Annotated in this window: 1 pseudogene; it reads right to left on the bottom strand. The window is 40.9% G+C overall.

What is annotated here, in order from left to right:
• Positions 1 to 42: 42 nt before the first annotated feature.
• Positions 43 to 257: pseudogene (locus B4920_RS26905) on the bottom strand (ABC transporter ATP-binding protein); the annotation flags it as partial.

The following is a 257-nucleotide window of genomic DNA, read 5'->3' as shown; positions in this document are numbered from 1 at the left end:
CATAAAATTATTCATCAACTATCTCCATGATTACAACCTAGTTCAACCTAATCGACGATAAAGAGCCTGGTACGCCGCACATTCCTTGAGCAGACTTTGATGATTTCCTGAAGCAACGATTTTACCCTCAGCCATAAGGTGAATTTGGTCCATCTTGGCCATCGCCGTTAAACGATGGCTAATCATGAACAGAGTTTTATCCTTTGCAAATTCAAGTAGTAAACTTAGAATTTCCCGCTCGATGCGCTTATCTAAGC

The sequence above is a fragment of the Zoogloea sp. LCSB751 genome (genome assembly GCF_002028455.1).
Lineage (GTDB): Bacteria > Pseudomonadota > Gammaproteobacteria > Burkholderiales > Rhodocyclaceae > Zoogloea.
This window is presented reverse-complemented; position numbering and strand designations above follow the sequence as displayed.